Origin of the sequence: Microbacterium sp. NPDC056052 (assembly GCF_042266785.1) — a bacterium.
Taxonomy (GTDB): Bacteria; Actinomycetota; Actinomycetes; order Actinomycetales; family Microbacteriaceae; genus Microbacterium.
In genome coordinates this window covers 23,500-38,165 of sequence record NZ_JBHJWV010000005.1, presented here as the reverse complement: position 1 = coordinate 38,165, position 14,666 = coordinate 23,500, and the positions used below count along the sequence as shown (strand labels likewise).

Sequence of the window (14,666 nt, the reverse complement as noted above, 5' to 3'; positions counted from 1 at the left end):
CCGGTAGACTGATCGGCGACTTCCGAGGAGCCCCACTCATGACTGACGCGCCCGCGCCGACCCCCGACAGCAGCGACCCCTCGGCGGACCCCTCGACCAGCTCAGGGATCGGGGCCGGGGAGGACACCTTCGAGCAGCGGGCGGTGCGTCTGGCCAAGCGAGAGCGGCTGATCGCCGATCGCGCGGACGCCGCCGGCGGCGCCTTCCCCGTCGCCGTGCCGGTCACGCACACCATCCCGCAGTTGCGCGCCGAGTACGGCGAACTCGAGCCGGGCGCCGAGACCGGAGTGCTCGTCGGCGTCGCGGGCCGCGTGGTGTTCAGCCGCAACACCGGCAAGCTCTGCTTCGCCTCGCTGCAGGCGGGCGACGGATCCCGGATCCAGGCCATGATCTCGCTCGCCAACGTAGGGGAGGAGTCCCTCGCGCAGTGGAAGGAGCTCGTCGATCTCGGCGACCACGTGTTCGTGCACGGCGAGGTGATCTCCAGCCGCCGCGGCGAGCTGTCGATCATGGCCGACTCCTGGACGATCGCGTCCAAGGCCATCCTGCCGCTGCCCAACGCCTACGGCGAGCTCAGCGAGGAGGGCCGCGTGCGCAGCCGCTTCCTCGACCTGATCCTGCGCGACCAGGCCCGCAGCACCGTGCGCGCCCGCGCCGCGGTCAACGCGAGCCTGCGCCAGACCTTCACGAGCCACGACTTCCTCGAGGTGGAGACCCCGATGCTGCAGGTGCAGCACGGCGGCGCCTCCGCCCGGCCCTTCATCACGCACTCGAACGCGTTCGACACCGAGCTCTACCTGCGCATCGCGCCCGAGCTGTACCTGAAGCGCGCCGTGGTCGGCGGCATCGAGCGGGTGTACGAGATCAACCGCAACTTCCGCAACGAGGGCGCCGACTCCACGCACAGCCCCGAGTTTGCGATGCTCGAGGCCTACCAGGCCTACTCCGACTACAACGGCATCGCCGACCTCACCCAGGAACTCATCCAGAACGCTGCGATCGCGGTTTCCGGATCCACCCTGGTCACCTGGGCGGACGGCACCGAGTACGACCTCGGCGGAGACTGGGCGCGCATCTCGATGTACGACTCGCTGTCCGAGGCCGCGGGGCGCACCTTCACCCCCTCCGACCCGGTCGCGGACCTCATCGCGTTCGCGGAGGCCCACGGCGTCGACATCCCGCCGCACGCCACCCACGGCAAGCTCATCGAGGAGCTGTGGGAGCACTTCGTCAAGGGCGGCCTGGAGCGGCCGACCTTCGTGATGGACTTCCCCGTCGACACCTCCCCGCTCGTGCGCGAGCACCGCTCGATCCCGGGCGTCGTGGAGAAGTGGGACCTCTACGTGCGCGGCTTCGAGCTCGCCACGGGCTACTCGGAGCTCATCGACCCCGTCATCCAGCGCGAGCGCTTCGTCGAGCAGGCGAAGCTCGCCGCGGGCGGGGACCTCGAGGCCATGCGCGTGGACGAGGAGTTCCTGCGTGCGCTCGAGCACGGCATGCCGCCGACCGGGGGCATGGGCATGGGGATCGACCGTCTGCTCATGGCGATCACCGGTCTCGGCATCCGCGAGACGATCCTGTTCCCGCTCGTGAAGTGACGCATTTCGCGAGTCCTCACGCCGCCGCGCGGAAGGACCAGCGCGGCAGCATGCCGGCATCGACGACCGCGCGCAGCAGCTGCGCGAACGTGAGCTGCGGGTCGACCGCCTGCGCCTGATCCAGATATCGGGCGGCATGCGTCGATCGTCCGCAGGCCCAGGACAACCAGGCGGCGGCCGCGAACGGTCCTCCTCGTGTCTCCCGCGGCGCGAGCGCGATCGTGCGGCGCACGAGCGTCAGCGCGACGCCCAGGCGGTCGCTGTCCGGCCGAGGTCCGTCCCCGATCAGGATGCCGCCGATGTCCGACGGCACGGCGGATCCCCTGAGCCCGTGGCCCAGCTGGGCGGCCAGTGCCCGATCGCCGCGGTCGATGCTGCTCGCCCACTGCACCAGCGCGACGTCGCGCAGCGCCGGGCGGTTCAGCACCCACACCAGCGCGGCCGTGGCGAACGGGGAGAGCGCCTCCGGTGAGTCCAGCACCTCCTCCAGGAACGACGGCAGGTCGTCCAGCAGCTGCGCGGCTTCCTGGGCTCTCGGATCCGCCCGCTCCGTGGTCGGAGACGGCCGGCGCTTCGGCCCGGCGGGACCGAGCACGCGTTCGACGGCGAGCAGCGCGCGGCCGACCGATTCCGCCGCGAACAGACCGGGTGAGGGCAGCTCGGTGCCGCTGAACTGATCCGGAGCGGGGCCCGCGAATCCGGGCACCGAGGGCGGCGGCGGAACCTCCGTCATGGGGCGCGGGGCGGATATCGGTTCCCGGTAGTCGGCCCAGGAGCCGCCTCCGACGAACAGCGCCTCGACCACGCGCAGTTCGCATGCCTTGGCGCGCCCGACCAGCTCCTCCACGAGGGTGGCGGCCGGGAGCGCCCCGCTCTCGATCGGAGCCCTGTCGGCGTAGACCGCGATGGCGAGCGCATCCGTATCCGGCACGCGGCAGGCCAGCCCGATCGCGGTCGCGGCGAACTCCGCCGCCGTGGGCCCGGAGGCGGCGGGCAGATCGAAGCGGAGCGCGCCCGCGGTGCGCGTGCCGCGGAACGGCAGCAGCACGACGGAGTCGCGCGGGGTGAAACCGGTGAGCACGGGGATGGCGGCGAGCAGCTCTGCGGCGCCCGCGGCGTGAACGATGGTCGTCATGGGTCCACCCTGCGCAGCGCCGCGGAACGCGCTCCGCGTCAGGAACGGAACAGTGCAGAAGAACCTCGCGGATCCCGGTTGTGCGGACCGATCGCGCGGAGGGGGGCGAAACCCGGGCGCGGGCGCAAGGGCCTCAACTCCGCAGGGCATCGGCAACTCTGCAGGACAGGATCCGCGGATCCGTCCTGCAGAGTTGCGAACGTCCTGCAAAACGCGACGCAGCCCGACCCCGCAGCCCGAGCCCCCGGCACCCCTCTCAGCCCGTGCACCGGACCGGTGGGTAGGATCGGAGCATGGACGAATTCTGGGTGGCCGCCGCGTGGTCGGTGATCCCCACGATCGTCGTCTGCATCGTCTTCTGGTTCGTGCTGCGCGGGATCCTGCGCTTCGATCGCACCGAACGGCGGACGCACGCGCGCATCGAGGCCGAGGAGCGCGCTGCGCGCGGCCTGCCGCCCCGCTCCTCCTGATCGGCGCACGCGACCCTCTGGCCTGAGCACGCCGCACGGCCCGGTCTCGAGCCGTGGCCGGGCGTTGTCCTGCCCAGCCGCTACTGTGGACGAAGTCGCCGTCCGGCGGCGGACTCCCGCGCGGAAGAGGCGGCATGTGGTCTGAGTCGTGGCCCTGGTGGGCCATCGCCTTCGCCGTCGCCGTCGACCTCACGATCCGCGTGATCGCCATCATCGTCGTGCCGCGCAACCGCCGCCCCACGGCCGCCACGGCCTGGCTCCTCGCCATCTACTTCATCCCGTACATCGGGGTGCTGCTGTTCCTGCTGATCGGGAACCCGAGGCTGCCCCGGGCGCGGCGCAAGAAGCAGGACCTCATCAACGAGACCATCGCCGAGGTCACGAAGGACCTGCACCTCGGCGTCTCCGATATCCAGATGCCGGAGAGCCTCGCCTCTCTGGTGCGCATGAACCAGCGCCTCGGGGCCCTGCCCCTGTTCGGCGACAACGGCGCGCATCTGATCTCCGAGTACCAGGAGTCGCTCGACGCCATGGCCGACGCGATCCGCGAGGCCACCGAGTTCGTGCACGTGGAGTTCTACATCCTGCAGTCGGACGACTCGACCGACAACTTCTTCCGCGCTCTGGAGGAGGTCGCCGCCCGCGGCGTGCCCGTGCGCGTGCTGCTGGACCACTGGGCCAACCGCTGGAAGCCGCGCTACAAGCAGACCATTGCGCGCCTGGACGCGATGGGAGCCGACTGGCATCTGATGCTGCCGGTGCAGCCGCTCAAGGGGCGCACCCAGCGCCCCGACCTGCGCAACCACCGCAAGCTGCTCGTCGTCGACAACGAGGTGGCGTTCCTCGGATCCCAGAACGTCACCGACTCGACCTACAACCTGCCGAAGAACATCAAGCGCGGCCTGCACTGGGTCGACCTCATGGTGCGCGTCGACGGGCCGGTCGTCGGGAGCGTCAACGCGGTGTTCCTCTCCGACTGGTACAGCGAGACCGACGACGTGCCGGAGTCGGTCGCGTTCGCGCCGACCGAGAGCGGCAGCGGCGACCTGGACTGCCAGATCGTGCCGTCGGGGCCCGGTTTCGAGGCCGAGAACAACCTGCGGCTGTTCCTCGGCCTGCTGTATGCCGCCAAACGCAAGATCATGATCGTGAGCCCCTACTTCGTGCCGGACGAGGCGCTGCTGCTCGCCGTCTCCACCGCGTGCGACCGGGGGCTGCAGGTCGAGCTGTTCGTGTCGGAGGAGGGCGACCAGGCGATCGTCTACCACGCGCAGCGCAGCTACTACGAGGCACTGCTGCGCGCGGGCGTGCGGATCTGGATGTATCGCAAGCCGTACATCCTGCACACCAAGAGCCTGACGGTCGACGACGACATCGCGGTCATCGGATCCAGCAACATGGACATGCGCTCCTTCGGTCTGAACCTCGAGATCTCGATGCTCGTGCGCGGTGAGGAGTTCGTGCGGGAGCTGCGCGAGGTCGAGGACCGATACCGCTCCCTCAGCCGCGAGCTGACGCTCGAGGAGTGGATGCAGCAGCCGCTGCGCTCCACCGTGCTGGACAATCTGGCGCGGCTCACCTCGTCGGTACAGTAGCCGTGCGAGGGCGCGGCCTCGGCCGCCGCGACGCGTCGAACGAGGCATGGTGACGACCCTCGGCGCTGGATAGCATGAGCGCATGAGGATCCGCACCGCCCTGGCCATCGCGGCGCTCGCCGCCTCCGCGACGATCGCCCTGGCGGGTTGCGCCCAGCTCGAGCCGGTCGGTCCGCCCGTCCCCACGGCCGAGTCGACCTCGTCTCCCGAGCCGTCCACGGATCCGGCGGCGGCCTGGCTCGACGGCGGCCGCGGGATCGGTCTCGTCACCTACGGCTCCTCATCGCTCGCCTGCACCCCGGTCGTGCAGGACGTCAACGCCGACGGGCAGACGATCGCGGTGACGCTCGCGGAACCGGATCCGAACGTCGCCTGCACGGCGGACTTCGCGCCGCGAGCGACGTTCGTCGGCGTCCCGGAAGGCGTGGACCCCACCAAGGACGTGACCGTGTCGTTCGACGGCGGCGGCTTCCAGGGGCGTCTGCCGCTCGCGGGCAACAGCGCGCTCGGCGCCGGCGGGAGCAGCGACGGCAGGCCCAGCGCCGGCTGGTTCTCCGACAACGGCATCCTGCTGCTCACCTGGGGATCCTCGACCTGCCGTCCAGTCGTGAGCGATCTGGTCGAGAGCCAGGACAAGAGGGGGGCGACGGTCACGTTCCAGACCGACGCCGCCCAGGTCTGCACCAGGGACTTCGTGCCCCGGATCACCGTGCTCGGCGTCGAGGCGCCCGCGGATCCGGCCGGCTACTCCCTCACGCTCAAGGGCGACAACCTGGACGGACAGGTCACGGTCATCGGCTGACGCCGGATCAGGCCGGGCTGATCACATGCCCGGCCGGCACGGCGATCAGCAGTGCCCCCGGATCGATGCGGCAGCGGATCCGCACGGCCTCGCCGAACTCGTCGCCGTCGAGCTCGACGGGAGCGGGCTCGGTGGTCGCGGCATCCGCATCGACGCCCTGGAGGTAGCGGATCGAACCGCCGGAGCCGGTGAGCTCGATCATGCGCCGGCCGGCCTTGCTCCGTCGCAGCACCGAGTTCTGCCACCACACGGTGCGCCAGACGGCGAGCCAGCCGAACGGGCCGCGGGCCTGGATCACGGCGACGTCGAGGCTGCCGTCCGTGATCGAGGCGTCGGGGATCAGGGCGATGCCCGCGGGCAGCGCCCCGCAGTTCGCGAACAGCATGCTGTGCACCTTGACCGAGTGCAGCTTGAGGTCGTCAACCGCGTACATGATGCGGAACGGCTTCGCGCCGGGCAGGGAGCGTGCGGCGCCGTCGACGTAGGCGACCCAGCCCACCGACTTCTTCAGCCCGGGCCGGGTGTTCGCGATCATGTGCGCGTCCAGTCCGATGCCGGCGAGTACCACGAAGCCGTGCTTCTGCACCGCGCCGTCCGTTCGCGTCAGCTCGGCCCAGCCGATGTCGACGGGGTGGCGGTCTCCGTGGAAGACGGCGTCGATCGCGGCCGAGGGCGCGGCCAGCGCGAGGCCCAGGTTGCGCGCGAGCAGATTGCCCGTGCCGCTCGGCACGATCGCCAGCGGCACGCCGGTTCCTGCCATCGTCTCGGACACGGCGCGGACGGTGCCGTCGCCACCGGCGACCAGCACGGCCGCGGCGCCGTCGGCCAGTGCGATGCGGGTGGCCTCCTGGCCCGGATCCTCGACGGAGGTCTCGATGATGAGCGGAGCGTCCCAGCTCGCCCCCTCCGAGAGCGTGCGCAGCAGCGCGATGAGCTTGGGCGCATCCGCCTTGACCGGGTTGACGATGAGTGCGGCGCGCGGGCGTCCGGCATCCTCAGTCATGCGCTCAGCCTATTCCGGAGGACTGCATCCCGGTTCCGCGGCGCGGGAATGGCGGCGTCGGAGCCGAGGAGCGGGCCATGGGGCACGGTAGGAAGGGCGCTCCGGAGCCGGAGAACCGCGTCGCGTCGCCTGGCTAGACTTGACGGGTGATCGACCTCGCCCTTCTCCGCGACGAGCCAGAGCTCGTCCGTCAGTCCCAGGCCGCGCGCGGCAACGCGCCGGAGACCGTCGACGCGGCGATCGAGGCCGACCGATCGCGCCGCGCGGCGCTCGCGGCGTTCGAAGAGCTGCGCGCCGAGCAGAACGCGTTCGGCAAGCAGGTGGCGAAGGCGCCGAAGGACGAGAAGGCCGCCCTCGTCGCGCAGGCGAAGGATCTCGCCGAGCGCGTGAAGCAGGCGCAGGCCGCCTCGAACGAGGCCGCAGAGGTCGCCGCCGACGCGCTCTCCGCGATCGAGAACGTCGTCGTCGACGGGGTGCCCGCGGGTGGCGAGGACGATTTCGTCGAACTGCGCCGCGTGGGTGAGACGCCGACGTTCGACTTCGAGCCGCGCGATCACCTCGCGATCGGCGAACTGCTCGGTGCGATCGACATGGAGCGCGGCGCGAAGGTCTCCGGCGCCCGGTTCTACTTCCTCACCGGAATCGGCGCGCGTCTCGAGATCGCGCTCATGAACCTCGCGCTGGACAAGGCGCTCGGCGCCGGGTTCACCCCGATGATCGTGCCCACCCTCGTGCGGCCCGAGATCATGCAGGGCACCGGCTTCCTCGGCAAGCATGCCGACGAGGTCTACCACCTCGACAAGGACGACGATCTGTACCTCGTCGGCACGAGCGAGGTGGCCCTGGCCGGCTATCACTCCGGGGAGATCGTGGATCTGAGCCGCGGTGCGCTGCGCTACGCCGGCTGGTCCACCTGCTACCGGCGCGAGGCCGGCTCCTACGGCAAGGACACCCGCGGGATCATCCGCGTGCACCAGTTCAACAAGCTGGAGATGTTCGTCTACACGACCCCCGAGGACGCCGAGGCCGAGCACCTGCGCCTCGTCGCGCTGCAGGAGGAGATGCTCACCGCGCTCGGCCTGTCCTACCGGGTGATCGACGTGGCGGCAGGGGACCTCGGATCCAGCGCCGCGCGCAAGTACGACATCGAGGCATGGGTGCCCACGCAGGGCGCGTTCCGCGAGCTCACCTCCACCTCGAACTGCACCACGTTCCAGGCGCGCCGCCTCGACATCCGGCACCGTCCGGAAGCCGTCGAGGGCACGGCGAAGACGCAGCACGTGGCGACGCTGAACGGCACGCTCGCGACCACGCGCTGGATCGTCGCGATCCTGGAGACGCATCAGCAGGAGGACGGATCCGTCCGGGTGCCCGAGGTCCTGCGCCCCTACCTCGGCGGACTCGAGGTGCTCCGTCCGCTCGACTCGGAGCGCACGGCAGGGGCCGAGGGCGCGGGCGCATGACGAACGCCTGGCTCGTCGCCCTCGACATCGACGGCACCATCCTGCTGCAGGACGAGACGATGAGCCCTGGCGTGGTGGACGCCGTCGGACGGGCCCGCGACGCCGGGAACGAGGTCATGCTCGCGACCGGGCGCAGCTGGATGGGCACGCATCGCTTCCTCGACCAGCTCGGGATCCGTCCCGAGTTCGTGGTGTGCTCGAACGGCGCGGTCACGATGCGCCGGATCGGATCCGCGGCGGAAGATGCGGCGACGGACGACGGCCCCGCGACGGACGGCTACGAGCGCTGGAACGTGGAGACGTTCGATCCGTCCGCCGTGCTCGGGCTGCTGCACGACCGCCTGCCCGACGCCCGGTACATGGTCGAGCTCGGCTCCGGCCAGCGTCTGTACACGGCAGAGCTGGATGACTGGACGCTCGACGGCGGACGTCAGGTCGGCTTCGCCGAGCTGAGCGCCCAGGAGGTCTCGCGCGTGGTCGTGGTCTCGCCCGGCCACGACGAGGACGACTTCCACCGCCTCGTGCAGGATGCCGGGCTCAACGAGGTCTCGTATGCCATCGGCTGGACCGCGTGGCTGGACATCGCGCCGCGCGGCGTCGACAAGGGCACGGCGCTCGCGCGCGTGCGGGCGTCGCGAGGACAGCTCGACGACCGCGTGCTGGTCGCCGGTGACGGCCGCAACGACCTCGGCATGTTCGCCTGGGCGCGCGGACTCGGCGGGCACGCCGTGGCGATGGGCCAGGCCCCGGACGAGGTCAAGGCCGCGGCCGGGGAGGTCACGGATGACGTCGAGGACGGCGGGCTGGCCACCGCGATCGAGCGGATCGTGCTGACCGTTCCCGTGATTCCCTGATCCTCTTCTGCGCCTTCATCAGGCCTTCACTCAGCGGCCGCCCAGGGGGACCGCGGCACAATGGAGCAGCGCTCACAGGGCGCTACCCGGTTCTCCGTTAGACTCGACGCCTGTTCGGTGTGCGCATGCGCGCCGAGGAGAGTTGTCCGAGCGGCCGAAGGACCTGGTCTTGAAAACCAGTGGGCAGCAATGTCCCGTGGGTTCGAATCCCACACTCTCCGCTGAGTGAGCGCAGGGTGGCGCGGTTCACCCGCTGATTCCTGAAAGGCACCGTGTGAGCGCGATGACCCGATCCCGACGCCCCGTCGCCGGGCACGGCCAGCTGCGCAGGCCGTCCGCCTGGAGCCAGCTGATGAAGATGCTCGGCATCACGGCGATCGTGGTGCTGGTCTCCGGTGTCGCCGTCGCATCGTACGTCGCCTACGACCTCGGCACCACGTTCAGCGCGAACGCGGTCGCCCTGGACGGCGAGAAGTCGGTGCCGCCGGACATCGGTGCGATCAAGGGCGGTGTGAACATGCTGCTCGTGGGCAGCGATGCCTGCGAGCCGGAATTCTCGGCCGAGTTCGGCGACCGCTGCTCCGACCCCGAGAACGCGGGCGAGCGCAACGACACGAACCTCCTGCTGCACATCTCCGACAGCCCCCGCCGGGTGACGGTCATCACGTTCCCGCGCGACCTCATGGTCCCGATCCCGTCGTGCACCGACGCGCAGGGGAACGCGACCAGTGAGATGTCCAAGCAGCCGATCAACATCACCCTCGAGACGGGCGGGCTGAACTGCGTCGCCCGCACGATCAGCAAGGTCTCCGGCCTCGACATCCAGTTCGCCGCCAAGGTCACCTGGGGCGGCGTGATGAAGATCACGGACGCGATCGGCGGCGTCGACGTCTGCATCGCGAACGGCATGAGCGACCCCGACACCGGGCTCGAGCTGCCCGCGGGCACGCACACCCTGCAGGGCTACTGGGCGCTGCAGTTCCTGCGCACCCGGCACGGCGTCGGCGACGGCAGCGACCTCGGCCGCGGCAGCAACCAGCAGGTGTACATGTCCTCGCTGGCGCGCAAGATGGTCTCGAACGAGGTGCTCGGCAACCCCGGCACGCTGCTCAAGCTCGCGAACACCGTGATGTCGAACGTCACGCCCAGCACGACGCTGACCAGTCCGACCCTGCTCGTGCAGATCGCCCTGGCGATGAAGGACGTGCCGCTGGATCAGATCAACTTCGTGAACTACCCGGTGCTCCAGGACCCCGACAACCCGAACAAGGTCGTCCCCGACACCGACAGCGCCGACCAGCTCTGGGCGGCGCTCGCCGCGAACCAGGCGATCCAGGTCGCCGGCCAGCGCGACGACGCGGTCGTCTCGGCGACGCCCGCACCGACCGATCCCGCGACGACCGACCCGGCCACGACCGATCCCGCCACGACGGATCCGTCTGCGGCGCCGACGCCCGGCGCGACGGCGGGCCCGGTCCAGCTGCCGAAGAACGTCTCCGGCCAGTCGGCGGCGCAGCAGACCTGCTCCAACGGCAACGGCTTCAGCGGCTGACGCCTGCGCGGCGCGCTGGCGCTGCTCCCTGCTTCTGCCTCGACGCCCCCTCGCAGCACCGACACCCCCTCGTGGTAGCGCATCTGCGAGGGGGCTTCGGTGCGCTGAGGGGGCGTCGGCGGATCCGGCGGGCGCTCCCCGGGTTCACCGACCCGCCTGGTTCGCGCGGTGTCTGCGGACCCGTTAGGATGGATGCTGGTGTCCGGCTCGTCGGGCATCTGGAGACGTCGCATAGTGGCCTAGTGCACCACCCTGCTAAGGTGGAGTCCTCTTTAAGGGGACCGAGGGTTCAAATCCCTCCGTCTCCGCCACAGAATTCCTGATCAGACGCACTTTCAGGCCGATCGATGAGTTGCTTTGCGCGCGGTCTGCTTACGCAATTCTCTCCCACGCTTTGACTGCTGGCTGTGATGACTGCGTTAGTCGAAATCGCGACGCAGGTACTTGGGTGCCTGCACCCGCCATGCCTCCGTCACGAGCTCGGCGAAATGATCGTCGTCAATCGCCCGCATCCGGAACGCGATCTTCGGCTCGCCCCACCGTGTCGTCTGGCGGAGGAACACGTCTGGCGCCATTTCGCGCAACGCGAGCGCATCGAGCTCGTCGGCGACCTTCACGCCGACAACAAGCTCCGACGCTATGACCTCACGGAGATCTTCCGGGACGCTCGGCCACGGCGAGCACTCCCACGCGAAGAGCTTGTTGCGGACGAACCAGGCGGCACCGCTGGTCATCGTGCGCTCCTCGCTGCCGGGCAGACGGGCGGCGATACTACGCAGATCATCGAGCGTGGCCATGTGCAGAGACTAGGCATCACCTCTGACACGAACGGAATCGCGCGGGGCTTCAAGCAAGGAAGGAACCCGATAACAGCAAGCGCTGCCTGTGTGCCGCCGGGTCTTCGCGATGTCTGGCGTACGCGTCAAGGCGTCCGGCGCCGCCGCGAAAAGTAGCTGATGAGAAGCCGTGCGTCCGCTCGCCGATCGATCCGGCCTTGCGTCGTTGTCGTTTGATGCCCGCGACGCGCTGTGTCACGCCCGCCGCACGTTGGTATTCTCGGCCGACAACACTTCGGAGGGAATCCTTGACGCGCGACGAACCGGACGACGCGACTGGCAACGAGAGCTGGTCGCTGCTGGTCGTTTGGGTGGGGTTCCAGTTGTTCGTCATGTCGGTCCTCGTCATCGTCGGCGTGTCCATCCTGGTGCTGACCATGACCGGTCACGCGGGGCCACCGCTGTGGTTCCTCGCGATCTGGTTCGTCGTCCTCGGGTGGAACGTCTATTGGTGGCTGTTCCGTGTTGAGTATCGAGTCGAGCTCGTCGGTGAGACGTTGCACTGGAAAGCACCATTCGCCAGCGGCGCGTTGTCGGTGGGCGCGATCACCAGTGCGGGGAGGCTCTTCGGCACCTTCTTCTGCGTCCTTCGCGCGCCTGGTCACCAGTCGTTGATCGTCTTCACACAGTCCTGGTCGTTCGAGCCGATGCTCGCCGCGCTGAACCGGCTCAACCCTGCCGTGCCTCCCCACGAGCCGTCGCGGTAGGTCGGACCCTCATCAGCCTGGCATCAGATCCGCATCGGACTACGCTCGTGAGCGCGCGAAGAACCTGGGCACGAGCGTTGCCTTGGTAGGGTGGAGGTCAACGGGGTCCGAGGGCTCGCATCCCTCCGTCTCTGTCACGAATCCCTGATCCGCCATCCTTTCTGAGGCTGCCGGATCCGCGCCTCCTCGGGGGAAGGACATGCCGCATGGCAGTCGAGCCTGGTATCTACCAGCACTTCAAGGGCGCGCGTTACGAGGTCGTCGCCGTGGGCCGCCACAGCGAGACCGAGGAGCAGCTGGTCTTCTATCGCAAGCTCTACGACGACTACGGCTACTGGGCGCGGCCGCTCGCGATGTTCGAGGAGCACGTCGAGCGCGACGGGTACAGCGGCCCGCGCTTCGCCCGGATCGCCTGAGCCCCCGGGCCGACTGGGCCGTCCGGATCCCTTGCGCCGCCCTGCGCGGTGTCGGCGCCTCGCACTCGCCGAGATCTTCCGCGAGGCGACTGGCGCGGAGCCCGTGCGCTGGGGGCCGTCGATGGTCGACTACGGCACTTACCACTATCGCGGGGCTCGCAGCGAGGGTGACTGACTCAGGGATGCGCTCTCGCCCCGTAAGGCGCAGCTGTCGCTCTACAGTCTGGAGGACCTGCCCGAGGGCGCCGCGCTACTGCCGAGCAACCGGCTGTAGGCCGTAGAGGACGACATCTAGTTGGTGACTGCCAACCCACCCGCCACATTAAGGCGAGCGTCGACGCCCTCGATGCCGCGACCAAAGAGTGAGGCTGACTGCTCACGCAGCTCGGCGGCGTGCCCTTCAGCACTGGGTCGGTGGTTGAGGCTGGAGACTCAGTTCGAGCCTTCTCGTGATCGGGCGCACGTCACAGCCTGGGAATCACGACAGCAGAGAACTCGGACTCCGCCACTTGGCTCTCCACGCCGGAAGCCAGCGCGACATCGATTTCCTTCGGAAGTCCGCGGTCGATCATGACGGTCGCAGCTCCGCGTCAACCGCCGCCCGTGGGTCCGCGGATCTGACTATGACGTCTCGTTCCCGGAGAACGGCGAACAATTCAAGGTCGAACTCATCGCTCCCGCAGCACCTAGGGAAATCTTGGTCGCTTGTTGGGCGACCGGATTGCGGCCCCGAGTTGTCGCGTCGGCAAACGCGTTCAGGCGGACATCGATCTGTGCATCTGGTTCCGTGCTTCCACTTAGCGGAGCAGGGTGCCGTGAGTTCGGAAATGCACCATCTGGTTCATCAACGTTGCAAGAAGGCTCTCAGTCGAGTCGAGCCCGACAAGGTGTGTGCCGTCGATCAAGAGGATCGTGGTTCCCTGCGCCAGGGCCACCTCCATCGCGTGAATCCCTGCGTGGCCCTGTGCGCCACTGACCGTCGTGGTGGTCAAGATCACTCCGGAGCGGGCCCCCTTGCTCTTGAGGCGCGATGCGAAATAGGCGACGTCTTCGGATGAGACCTTGGCGTTCGCATAGTTCTTGCACTCAACGATCAAGACGGGCTCGAGGAAGTACAGACCGCTACGCACGGCATTGTTCGTGAAGATCAGGTCGGTCTCCATCGCTCCAAAAGCATCCAACTGGTCTCGCGCGACCAGGTCGACACCGGTGAACTTGCCAAACAAATACTCGCCGAGGTCCTCACACGCGCGCCCCTGTGCTGTGGTCGAGGGCGCTCGCCTGCCCGCGTGCAGAAAGTCAGAGACCCGATTGGCGCTATATCTCGCCACGAACTCGTCTCCCATGTGCGAGATCGTTCCGAATAGCGCGAACCCAGCGACTAAAGAGCGCCGATTCCCGTGAGAGCGAATCGGCCGATATCGTGATCAGAAATCGGCCATCGCGTTCGTCGACCTGAGGGTCGTCAAGTCCCCGCGCCTCACCAACGACCAGCACCCCGATGGTCGCCCCACTCGCGGCGAGTATTGAGAATACTTGCTCGACAGCCGCGCGCGAGGCCCGCGCCTTGAATTCGACTGGGATCGGATTGAATGGCGCCGCACCATCCACCCATGCAAGCGCATCTACGACCGAGGCGCGACCGCCGGTCACGTGCTTGGTTGCCCACGAATCGCCTCCTAGTGACGCGATGCCCCTGTCGCGTGCCAACGCGCGAAGCATGGTCGACTCGAACTCGGAAGATTCGATTTGGCGCGCCTGCGCTACTTTCTCGATGGTCGGATCTGTGGCGTCGGCAGCATACCGTGGTGGTCCAGTTTCGACCTTCTGGGCCGCAAGCTCCCCGCGGCGCGCGCGACGGTCGGCGGTCTTGGCGCCAAGCGCTTGAATCTGGAACGCGATGGCCTCAGTAGAAAGCGGCTCGATCAGCGTGTGAGCTAGCGCGGCCAGCGCGGGGGCTCGGACAGGAACAGGTCCAACGAAAACGAGGGGACGTTGAGCTCCTAAGGCAAGGCCGGCAAGAAGGGCCAACTCGGGATCGAGTGACTCCGAGCTCGTTGCTAAGAGAACAACGTCACACCAGCGTGCGGCTTCAGTCTCGGTCCGGCTGCCAATATTGCCTTGGTCCCCCTCCACTGCAAACCCGAGATCACGGAGCTCGCGCGCGAGCCCCGTTACGCGCCCGTCCGCGTCTGCGATCCAAATCCGCACCTGCGATTCCACAGCTCTGATCAT

At 68.7% G+C, this 14,666-nt stretch carries 14 protein-coding genes and 2 tRNA genes; 11 read left to right on the top strand and 5 right to left on the bottom strand.

What is annotated here, in order from left to right; translation table 11 throughout:
- The first annotated feature begins 38 nt into the window (after window positions 1-38).
- Complete coding sequence (gene lysS / locus ACFC1J_RS10880) at window positions 39-1,598, top strand: lysine--tRNA ligase (protein ID WP_375905405.1); 1,560 nt, start codon at window positions 39-41, stop codon at window positions 1,596-1,598.
- A gap of 16 nt (window positions 1,599-1,614) precedes the next feature.
- Here lysS and ACFC1J_RS10875 read toward each other — a convergent pair whose 3' ends face one another.
- Complete coding sequence (locus ACFC1J_RS10875; protein WP_375905402.1) at window positions 1,615-2,733, bottom strand: DUF4192 family protein; 1,119 nt, start codon at window positions 2,731-2,733, stop codon at window positions 1,615-1,617.
- Window positions 2,734-3,026: 293 nt separating this feature from the next.
- Between ACFC1J_RS10875 and ACFC1J_RS10870 the strand changes: the two genes are divergently transcribed.
- The 3 genes from ACFC1J_RS10870 (at window position 3,027) to ACFC1J_RS10860 (ending at window position 5,600) form a co-directional block, all read left to right on the top strand.
- Window positions 3,027-3,203 (top strand): hypothetical protein, encoded by a 177-nt coding sequence (locus ACFC1J_RS10870; RefSeq protein ID WP_375905399.1) that lies wholly within the window; start codon window positions 3,027-3,029, stop codon window positions 3,201-3,203.
- A gap of 134 nt (window positions 3,204-3,337) precedes the next feature.
- Complete coding sequence (gene cls, locus ACFC1J_RS10865) at window positions 3,338-4,798, top strand: cardiolipin synthase (protein WP_375905396.1); 1,461 nt, start codon at window positions 3,338-3,340, stop codon at window positions 4,796-4,798.
- An 82-nt stretch (window positions 4,799-4,880) separates the two neighbouring features.
- Window positions 4,881-5,600, top strand: a complete 720-nt coding sequence (locus tag ACFC1J_RS10860) for a hypothetical protein (RefSeq protein ID WP_375905393.1) — start codon at window positions 4,881-4,883, stop codon at window positions 5,598-5,600.
- A gap of 7 nt (window positions 5,601-5,607) precedes the next feature.
- On the opposite strand, the gene ACFC1J_RS10855 is transcribed toward ACFC1J_RS10860, so the two are convergent.
- Window positions 5,608-6,603 carry a diacylglycerol/lipid kinase family protein gene (locus ACFC1J_RS10855; protein ID WP_375905390.1) on the bottom strand — a complete coding sequence of 332 codons (996 nt, stop codon included), beginning with the start codon at window positions 6,601-6,603 and terminating at the stop codon, window positions 5,608-5,610.
- 146 nt (window positions 6,604-6,749) lie between these two features.
- Here ACFC1J_RS10855 and serS point away from each other — a divergent pair, with 146 nt between their 5' ends.
- From serS to ACFC1J_RS10830, 5 genes are all read left to right on the top strand, one after another.
- A complete protein-coding gene (gene serS, locus ACFC1J_RS10850) occupies window positions 6,750-8,066 on the top strand; it encodes a serine--tRNA ligase (RefSeq protein WP_375905387.1) in 1,317 nt (438 codons plus the stop codon).
- Entirely contained in the window at window positions 8,063-8,920 is an 858-nt protein-coding gene (locus tag ACFC1J_RS10845) for an HAD family hydrolase (protein ID WP_375905384.1), read from the top strand. Before serS ends, ACFC1J_RS10845 begins: the two co-directional genes overlap by 4 nt.
- A 136-nt stretch (window positions 8,921-9,056) precedes the next feature.
- Window positions 9,057-9,141 (top strand) — tRNA-Ser (locus tag ACFC1J_RS10840).
- A gap of 62 nt (window positions 9,142-9,203) precedes the next feature.
- Window positions 9,204-10,472 carry an LCP family protein gene (locus ACFC1J_RS10835; RefSeq protein ID WP_375905380.1) on the top strand — a complete coding sequence of 423 codons (1,269 nt, stop codon included), beginning with the start codon at window positions 9,204-9,206 and terminating at the stop codon, window positions 10,470-10,472.
- Between the two features lie 220 nt (window positions 10,473-10,692).
- A tRNA-Ser gene (locus ACFC1J_RS10830) sits at window positions 10,693-10,783 on the top strand.
- A 108-nt stretch (window positions 10,784-10,891) separates the two neighbouring features.
- Here ACFC1J_RS10830 and ACFC1J_RS10825 read toward each other — a convergent pair.
- The gene (locus ACFC1J_RS10825) at window positions 10,892-11,269 is read right to left on the bottom strand and encodes an MmcQ/YjbR family DNA-binding protein (RefSeq protein WP_375905377.1); all 378 of its coding nucleotides are present in this window, start codon (window positions 11,267-11,269) and stop codon (window positions 10,892-10,894) included.
- A gap of 287 nt (window positions 11,270-11,556) precedes the next feature.
- Between ACFC1J_RS10825 and ACFC1J_RS10820 the strand changes: the two genes are divergently transcribed.
- Window positions 11,557-12,015, top strand: a complete 459-nt coding sequence (locus ACFC1J_RS10820; RefSeq protein WP_375905374.1) for a hypothetical protein — start codon at window positions 11,557-11,559, stop codon at window positions 12,013-12,015.
- Between the two features lie 206 nt (window positions 12,016-12,221).
- Window positions 12,222-12,431 (top strand): DUF1653 domain-containing protein, encoded by a 210-nt coding sequence (locus tag ACFC1J_RS10815; protein WP_375905371.1) that lies wholly within the window; start codon window positions 12,222-12,224, stop codon window positions 12,429-12,431.
- Window positions 12,432-13,228: 797 nt separating this feature from the next.
- Here the strand turns inward: ACFC1J_RS10815 and ACFC1J_RS10810 are convergent.
- Both ACFC1J_RS10810 and ACFC1J_RS10805 read right to left on the bottom strand, forming a co-directional pair.
- Window positions 13,229-13,777 (bottom strand): restriction endonuclease, encoded by a 549-nt coding sequence (locus ACFC1J_RS10810; protein ID WP_375905368.1) that lies wholly within the window; start codon window positions 13,775-13,777, stop codon window positions 13,229-13,231.
- On the bottom strand, window positions 13,749-14,666 hold the full coding sequence (locus ACFC1J_RS10805) for a hypothetical protein (RefSeq protein WP_375905366.1): 918 nt from the start codon (window positions 14,664-14,666) through the stop codon (window positions 13,749-13,751). The genes ACFC1J_RS10810 and ACFC1J_RS10805 overlap by 29 nt, the downstream gene beginning before the upstream one ends.

What these genes read in the sequence shown, in the direction of transcription:
- lysS (WP_375905405.1), top strand. Translation starts at nt 39, where the DNA reads ATGACTGACGCGCCCGCGCCGACCCCCGACAGCAGCGACCCCTCGGCG.
- ACFC1J_RS10875 (WP_375905402.1), bottom strand. Translation starts at nt 2,733, where the DNA reads ATGACGACCATCGTTCACGCCGCGGGCGCCGCAGAGCTGCTCGCCGCC.
- ACFC1J_RS10870 (WP_375905399.1), top strand. Translation starts at nt 3,027, where the DNA reads ATGGACGAATTCTGGGTGGCCGCCGCGTGGTCGGTGATCCCCACGATC.
- cls (WP_375905396.1), top strand. Translation starts at nt 3,338, where the DNA reads ATGTGGTCTGAGTCGTGGCCCTGGTGGGCCATCGCCTTCGCCGTCGCC.
- ACFC1J_RS10860 (WP_375905393.1), top strand. Translation starts at nt 4,881, where the DNA reads ATGAGGATCCGCACCGCCCTGGCCATCGCGGCGCTCGCCGCCTCCGCG.
- ACFC1J_RS10855 (WP_375905390.1), bottom strand. Translation starts at nt 6,603, where the DNA reads ATGACTGAGGATGCCGGACGCCCGCGCGCCGCACTCATCGTCAACCCG.
- ACFC1J_RS10845 (WP_375905384.1), top strand. Translation starts at nt 8,063, where the DNA reads ATGACGAACGCCTGGCTCGTCGCCCTCGACATCGACGGCACCATCCTG.
- ACFC1J_RS10835 (WP_375905380.1), top strand. Translation starts at nt 9,204, where the DNA reads ATGACCCGATCCCGACGCCCCGTCGCCGGGCACGGCCAGCTGCGCAGG.
- ACFC1J_RS10825 (WP_375905377.1), bottom strand. Translation starts at nt 11,269, where the DNA reads ATGGCCACGCTCGATGATCTGCGTAGTATCGCCGCCCGTCTGCCCGGC.
- ACFC1J_RS10815 (WP_375905371.1), top strand. Translation starts at nt 12,222, where the DNA reads ATGGCAGTCGAGCCTGGTATCTACCAGCACTTCAAGGGCGCGCGTTAC.
- ACFC1J_RS10810 (WP_375905368.1), bottom strand. Translation starts at nt 13,777, where the DNA reads ATGGGAGACGAGTTCGTGGCGAGATATAGCGCCAATCGGGTCTCTGAC.
- ACFC1J_RS10805 (WP_375905366.1), bottom strand. Translation starts at nt 14,666, where the DNA reads ATGATCAGAGCTGTGGAATCGCAGGTGCGGATTTGGATCGCAGACGCG.